General features: G+C 42.5%; 5 protein-coding genes and 3 pseudogenes. 2 read left to right on the top strand and 6 right to left on the bottom strand.

Features of this window, described 5'->3' with window-relative positions:
- Positions 1–161: pseudogene (locus tag lacNas_RS14235) on the top strand (aldo/keto reductase); the annotation flags it as partial.
- Between the two features lie 172 nt (positions 162–333).
- Here the strand turns inward: lacNas_RS14235 and lacNas_RS06155 are convergent.
- From lacNas_RS06155 to lacNas_RS06130, 6 genes and pseudogenes are all read right to left on the bottom strand, one after another.
- A complete protein-coding gene (locus lacNas_RS06155) occupies positions 334–1,335 on the bottom strand; it encodes a D-2-hydroxyacid dehydrogenase (RefSeq protein WP_201330796.1) in 1,002 nt (333 codons plus the stop codon).
- A 156-nt stretch (positions 1,336–1,491) separates the two neighbouring features.
- Positions 1,492–1,980: a hypothetical protein gene (locus lacNas_RS06150; RefSeq protein ID WP_201330795.1), complete on the bottom strand. Its 489-nt coding sequence runs from the start codon at positions 1,978–1,980 to the stop codon at positions 1,492–1,494.
- Positions 1,970–2,686, bottom strand: a complete 717-nt coding sequence (locus tag lacNas_RS06145) for a hypothetical protein (protein ID WP_201330794.1) — start codon at positions 2,684–2,686, stop codon at positions 1,970–1,972. Before lacNas_RS06145 ends, lacNas_RS06150 begins: the two co-directional genes overlap by 11 nt.
- Positions 2,670–3,200, bottom strand: a pseudogene (locus lacNas_RS06140) (ATP-binding cassette domain-containing protein); the annotation flags it as partial. The gene lacNas_RS06145 and the pseudogene lacNas_RS06140, both read right to left, overlap by 17 nt.
- Positions 3,201–3,333: 133 nt before the next feature.
- Entirely contained in the window at positions 3,334–4,095 is a 762-nt protein-coding gene (locus lacNas_RS06135; RefSeq protein ID WP_201330792.1) for a hypothetical protein, read from the bottom strand.
- Positions 4,096–4,676: 581 nt separating this feature from the next.
- Positions 4,677–5,813, bottom strand: a complete 1,137-nt coding sequence (locus tag lacNas_RS06130) for an IS630 family transposase (RefSeq protein ID WP_201330791.1) — start codon at positions 5,811–5,813, stop codon at positions 4,677–4,679.
- A 186-nt stretch (positions 5,814–5,999) separates the two neighbouring features.
- On the opposite strand from lacNas_RS06130, the pseudogene lacNas_RS14495 reads away from it, so the two are divergent.
- Positions 6,000–6,155 (top strand): annotated as a pseudogene (locus lacNas_RS14495) (peptide deformylase); the annotation flags it as partial.

Raw genomic sequence — 6,155 nt, 5'->3', positions numbered from 1 at the left:
AGCACGGCTTCCTGCCGCTGCCGAAGTCGGTTCACCCGGACTACATCAAGGCCAATGCTGACGTCTTCGACTTTGAACTGGCTGACGACGACATGGCCAAGCTGGACGGCCTGCAGGGAATCGGCCAGCCAGTCCTGGATCCGGACCAAGCGCAGTTTTAAACAGGTTAAAAGCAAGCAAAAACCCGCGGGTGAGAAGGCCCCGCGGGTTTTCGTTTTAGCTTTTAATGGATAAGTTTAAAAGTATGTGTTTGTAAAGTAATGTAAGTAATTTTTAAGTAGATTGTTGTAAGAAAATCTGTAAGTTTAAAAAGGGATTTCCAGACAGGCGGGATTAGCCAACCTTAACTGGAGTTTCAGCTTCCTTGCCTTCAACCAGTTCAAGGTTGTTGTCGAAGGCCTTGACTACCATGTTGCGAACAGCGTGAGTAGTGTAGAAAGCAGTGTGTGGAGTTACCAGAATGTTTGGACGAGCGATCAAGTCAGCCAAACGTGCGTCTGGGAATTCCTTGCCTTCCCAGTCTTCGTTGAAGACGCCGACTTCGCCTTCGTAAACGTCCATTACGTAACCGAAGACCTTGCCTGAGTCCAAACCGCGGATAACGGCGTCAGTGTCAACCAATGGACCACGTGATACGTTAACGATAACTACGTCTTGCTTCATTTCAGCGATTGACTTGTCGTTGATCATGTGAACGTTGGCTGGAACGTCAGGAACGTGCAGGGAGATAACGTCAGCTTGCTTGTACAGGTCGTCAAGTGAGTCTACGTAGTAGCCCTTCTTTTCCAATTCTGGGTTGCGGAAGATGTCGTAAGCGATAACCTTAGCGCCGAAGCCTTCCATGATTTGCATGAAGACTTGACCGATGTGGCCAGTACCTACAACACCGACAACTTGGTCGCGAACTTCACGGCCGATAGTTGGTGCCCAACGCAGGTCGTGACGGGCAACCTTTTCGTCCATAGCCTTGTCTTGACGCAGGATGCGGGCAGCTTGGATAGCAGCGTGTTCTGCGATGGCGTCTGGTGAGTAAACTGGAACGTTGGTGATTTGGAAGCCAAGTTCCTTGGCCTTAGCCATGTCGATGTTGTCGACACCAACGTTACGCAGGCTCATCTTAGTGATGCCGTTGTCTGCCAAAGCTTGCAAAGTTTCAGCGGTGTAGTCAAGTTGTTGGTAAACAACGACACCGTCAGCACCCTTTGCCAAAGCAGCAGTTTCAGGAGTCAAAAGCTTGTCAGTGTATTCAACTTCGACATCCTTGTGAGCGTCTTCCCATTCCTTCAAGAATGGCTTTTCATCTTCACGAATTGCGTAAGCAAAAATTTTAGTCATTATTGTCCCTCCGTTATTCTTGCTTTTACATTGATAATCTTAGCACAAATCCGGCTTGGAAAAAAGAAAAATGTGAGGCTATGAACAAGTTATTTTCGGTGTAAGCGCTAACCATAAGAAAGTGGTTTACCCTAGCTTTTGTGTAATTTTTAATTTTCACAAAGTCAGGAAATAGTCAGACAATAAAAGGATAAATCCAGCCATTAACAGAAACTTTCCATGACTGGCAAAGTGGCTAAACCAGGCTAAGTAGGTGACCAAAAAACAGGCTTCAAAGACTAATAAGTATAGAACTTGAAGCAAAGGAAAATGACTAAAGAGACCAATCCCAATTAACAAAAAGAAGCTATTAAGTAGGATAAATCCGATAGTCTTTTTAGCCAGCAAGCTGAGCCAGCTAGCTGGCCGCTGGCAGCGTAGGCGAGCCATAGGCCAAGTCAAGTAATCACTGCCGGTTAGGATGAAAATCGCCAAAAACGCCAGCCAGTAGCCCAGACCTAAGATGGCTAGCATGGGCTGCTTGCTGGCTATTAATGGTGACAGGAAATAAATCGCTGGTGCTGAATGCTGAACAGCACAAAAATAAAGAAAATTGATCAGGGCTAAAAGGACGACTTTTAAAGCATTGTTCTGTTTAAGCGACATACTGCCACCTCTTTAAGTAAAACTGAAACAGGCCAAGTTCAGCTAGGAGCCAGAGCAAACTGAGGTAAGGAGAGTAAAAACTAACGCGGTGAATCACGTAGAGCTCATTGCCTAACAGAAGAGGAAACTTTATAGCTAAGCCGCTTTTAAATGATAAAAGTATTAAGAACACCATTAGCAAGCTGGCAGCTAAGGTTTTGCTGATCTTTTTGCTGATGACCAGCCATAAATTGCTCCAGGCAAAGAGGGCTAAGCAGACCAAGGCTAGCTCCCAAAAGCGGGTCCAAAGAGAAATGAGACCAACTTGAAAATAGGGGTGGGTAACTGCAAGTTTAGTATTTAAGCCTAAGTTTACGCCCGCAAAGAGACCGCCGATAAAGAGGCAAGCAGAAAAAAGGAGACTCAGGAGAATTTCGCTAATTAGGTAAGGCTGAAAGACAGATTCATTTTTGCCATGGCGCAAAGCGACAAAGCCATAATATGGATTAGCTAGTGGCCCTAAAAAGTCAAAAGCCATGAGCAAGACTGATGTTGGCAAAACAAAGAAAACCACTGCAGGTAGCGTGGTGGTTTCTAGGTAATAGTCATAAATTGTTGTTTGACTGCTGATTTTTAGAAATAAAGGTGAACTAACACTGGGCAAAAACAAAAGGATTAGACTAATCAGCAGGATCCTAGCTTTTTGACTTTTAGAGAAGCTGATCATCGAAGCTGCCTCTTTCTGTGATCGTGTCCCCGTCGATGTATAAAAAGCGGGTAGCAAAATCCTGGAAGAACTTATCGTGGGAAACGATCACAAAAGTAGTTGCTGGTTTCTCTTGGTGCAGCGTCTCCAGCAGCTGCAGGACCAGTTTTTTGCTTTTTAAATCCAAGCCATTCAAGGGTTCATCCAGTAAAATAACGTCTTCTTTTTCCATTAAGGCCTGAATCAGCCCCAATTTTTGATTCATGCCTAAGGAGAACTTTTTAACTGGTGTTGAGTCTTCGGGGTCCAGCTCTAATTGCTTCATCCAGTGTTTGATGTCGTCAGCTGAAATCTGTTTTTTAATTTTTGCTAGTAATGAAAGGTTGGAAAATGCTGATAAATTTGGTAAAAAGACAGGAGCGTTGATCAATGCTCCTGTCTTTGGAGCATAAGTTCCTGGGGTAAGCAATTGACCATTAACTGTCACTTCACCAGTTTTAGGAGTCAATAAGCCAGCGATGACTCTAAGCAAGGTTGATTTACCAGATTTTCACCAATTAATTGCACAATATCACCGGGGTGAAGGTCAAAACTAACGTCATGAAGTAAAGGGGACTTTTTGACGTCTACAGCAACATTCTTTAATGACACAGATACTTCCATGTGTTTTAATATCCCTTTCTATTGCGAACCTTGACGCAAAGAGTAATTATTAAGCCTTCAACCAGTAAAACGACTGCTAGGAAGGCAAAGGCTGTAAGGGTAGCTGTTTGTTTGTTACTTTCAGCAATGATCAATTGGTTGAGGATATTGATCGGCATTAGATTTTCTGGTAAAAGGTTAATTTCAAATAGAAGGATTGGTAGAACCATTTCAGTTAAGACTGATCCAACTAAAACCTGCCATTTCTTATTGGCGATGAAGGTGAAAACTACTGTTAGTAAAGCAATAGCCAGGTTAGTTAAAAAGGCAGCCATAAGCAAGATGATAATTCCAAATCCAGAACCATATTTAGAAATTACACCAGTTGTTACCGGAAAATTACGGTAATTTAGTAAGAAACTCTGTAAATAAAGAGTTAAACAACTAAAAAGCCAAGCTAACAAGGTATAGGATCCAATCTTTTTACTTAAGATTGCCAATTCTTTTTTTAATAATTGTTTGCTTGAACCGATTCTAACTAAAGTCCATTCTTTAACTGAAGTAAACCAATAGTAATCAATTATTTGATAAGCAATTAAGATTGGAATGATTGGCATCGCCAGTTCTAGAACGCTTGCGGGTGAAAAGACAGGCTCAATAGCCCGTAAGTAGAAGGGCTCCCCGCCCAGGTTGTGCATGTTAAGTGTAAATACTGCAATTATATAAACCAATATAGCCAAGACCAGGTAGATAAGTTCAGGCTTTAGAATATTATGTCTTGTTTTCATCGAATACTCCAAAAAAATGAATTCTAAAAAGTGCTATGGCTTATTAAAGTCAATAGCACTTTTTAATTACGGACGCCAAGAAAGATAGGCTGTGGTTGTTTTAAGGTTATATCCATTTGTTCTAAAAGCTGCTTTTACTTTCGCATCTTTTACAGACGTGGTGATGTATTTTGCAGTTTTATTTTCCTTTTCGAAAACTTTGTAGTTGCCAAGTCGTTTACCATCCTTGTTTTCGATTTCGACAATAACTTGATAAGCGTTTTGGCTGGCTTTTATTCCTTGTGTATTACCAGTTGATTTCCGTAACTGAGTGCTCCAAAAGGTGCCACCTCTTGGTAGGGTAATATGCGAACCATACCAATTAGATGCGTTAACAGCTTCAGTAGTAGCAGTTGCTAGTGAAATTGCTAGTAATGAGCCTAAGATAATGTATTTCTTTTCATAGGTATTCCTCCTTTATTCTAAATAATATTTTAAATGTTATCTTATAAGTCGTCAATAAAAAAGATATTACACTTTAGAAATAAGATGCTAGATTTCGCTAGTGTAATGTCACGATGATATCTTAAGCATGCTTATCGCTATAGCTTTGGATACAATGATGCAAGTTTGATACGTGCATCTGAAGTTCTAAACTGCCAGTTTACCAAAGCATAGCTATTATTCCGCTTACTTTCCCAAGCGCTCAATTCTTTGCGTAGTGTCTCAATATCTGGGATTCTTCGAGAAAGACACTGTCTAGTCATCATATTTAGCTCAATTTCAGCGATATCTAACCAGCTGCCGTGCTTGGGAGTATAGTGAATCTCAAGCTTCTTGATGATTCGACGTGCTTCCTCTGGGTTGAAAGTCTTATATAGTGAGGATGGCTTGTGCGTATTAAGATTGTCCATGACAAGAATGATCTTCTCGGCTTCAGGGTACATCTCATCAACCATATATTTGATTTCTTCAGCCCAGTCAACTGCTGTTCGATGTTCTCTGACGCTTGTGTGATGACGACCTCCAAGCGGTTCTACGAAGGCAAAGATACTGCATGTACCTTTACGAACATATTCTGAATCCACTTTCTTGTTGTCACCCGGACGCATAGCCCATGAATCTCTGACTTCGCCTAACAACTGATATGGCTTTTCATTCATGCAAACTACCGGCACTTTGGGATCGTAAGGAAACTTGTAAACATCCAGAACATCTTCCATGCAAGCTATGAATTCTGGGTCTTCTTTCTTTGGGAGGCACCAGTAGTCGCTACGGTGAGGTCGAAGTTGTTTTTTTAGAGTTCTGCGGATGGCTTCGCGACTGATTGGCTCATCAAGAATTATCTTCATTTGTGCTTCAAGAAGGCGCAGAGTCCAACGACTATGCCCCTTAGGAACAGGTCCACAGGCCACTTCGAGTAGTTTCGCTTCTACACGTCCATCAACTTTGCGTTGCGCGTTATCAGAATTGACACTCCGCTTAAGCTTTATAGTGGCATCAAGGCCTTCATTGACGAATTTCCTCACGGCATTAGTGATAGTTGGCTCACTGATTCCATGATCTGAAGCGCACTGCTTGTAGGTCTTAACTGGCGGGTGATTAGCATCCATGTCTTTAAGAATGCGGATTCTGTTGGCCACCGTTTCACTCGTATTTTTCTGGCGAAGAATTTTGTCAAGTCGCTTGAGATCGTCATCGGACAATTTGACAATGTATTTTTTAGAAGTAGGTGTCATGGCTGATAAACCTCCGTAGCTAATTGATAGATATACTACAGAGATTGTACCGGAATTGATCATCATTTAAAAAATATCGGCATGATACTACACTAGTTCGTGAACGTGAGCATTTTTCACAAGCCCTGTTTGTCAAAACGGCTCAGACCCTTTAAACTAGTCTTAGCAAATAAAGGAGCATGAAAAATGACAGTGCAAAAAATCATCCACGACCCCCTCAGTTTAAGCCAGCCGGTAGCTAAAGCGGCGGCCAGTGACCGGCAAGCGGCCCAGGACCTGCTGGACACCCTGCTGGCCCACCGGGAAAGCGTTGACGGCCTGCCGCCCGCCGCTGGCCTGGCC

The sequence above is a fragment of the Lactobacillus nasalidis genome, from assembly GCF_016587775.1.
Taxonomy (GTDB): domain Bacteria; phylum Bacillota; class Bacilli; order Lactobacillales; family Lactobacillaceae; genus Lactobacillus; species Lactobacillus nasalidis.
Note: the sequence above shows the minus strand (reverse complement) of the source record. Positions and strands in the feature narration are given on the sequence as shown.

What these genes read in the sequence shown, in the direction of transcription:
- lacNas_RS06130 (WP_201330791.1), bottom strand. Translation starts at nt 5,813, where the DNA reads ATGACACCTACTTCTAAAAAATACATTGTCAAATTGTCCGATGACGAT.
- lacNas_RS06135 (WP_201330792.1), bottom strand. Translation starts at nt 4,095, where the DNA reads ATGAAAACAAGACATAATATTCTAAAGCCTGAACTTATCTACCTGGTC.
- lacNas_RS06145 (WP_201330794.1), bottom strand. Translation starts at nt 2,686, where the DNA reads ATGATCAGCTTCTCTAAAAGTCAAAAAGCTAGGATCCTGCTGATTAGT.
- lacNas_RS06155 (WP_201330796.1), bottom strand. Translation starts at nt 1,335, where the DNA reads ATGACTAAAATTTTTGCTTACGCAATTCGTGAAGATGAAAAGCCATTC.
- lacNas_RS06150 (WP_201330795.1), bottom strand. Translation starts at nt 1,980, where the DNA reads ATGTCGCTTAAACAGAACAATGCTTTAAAAGTCGTCCTTTTAGCCCTG.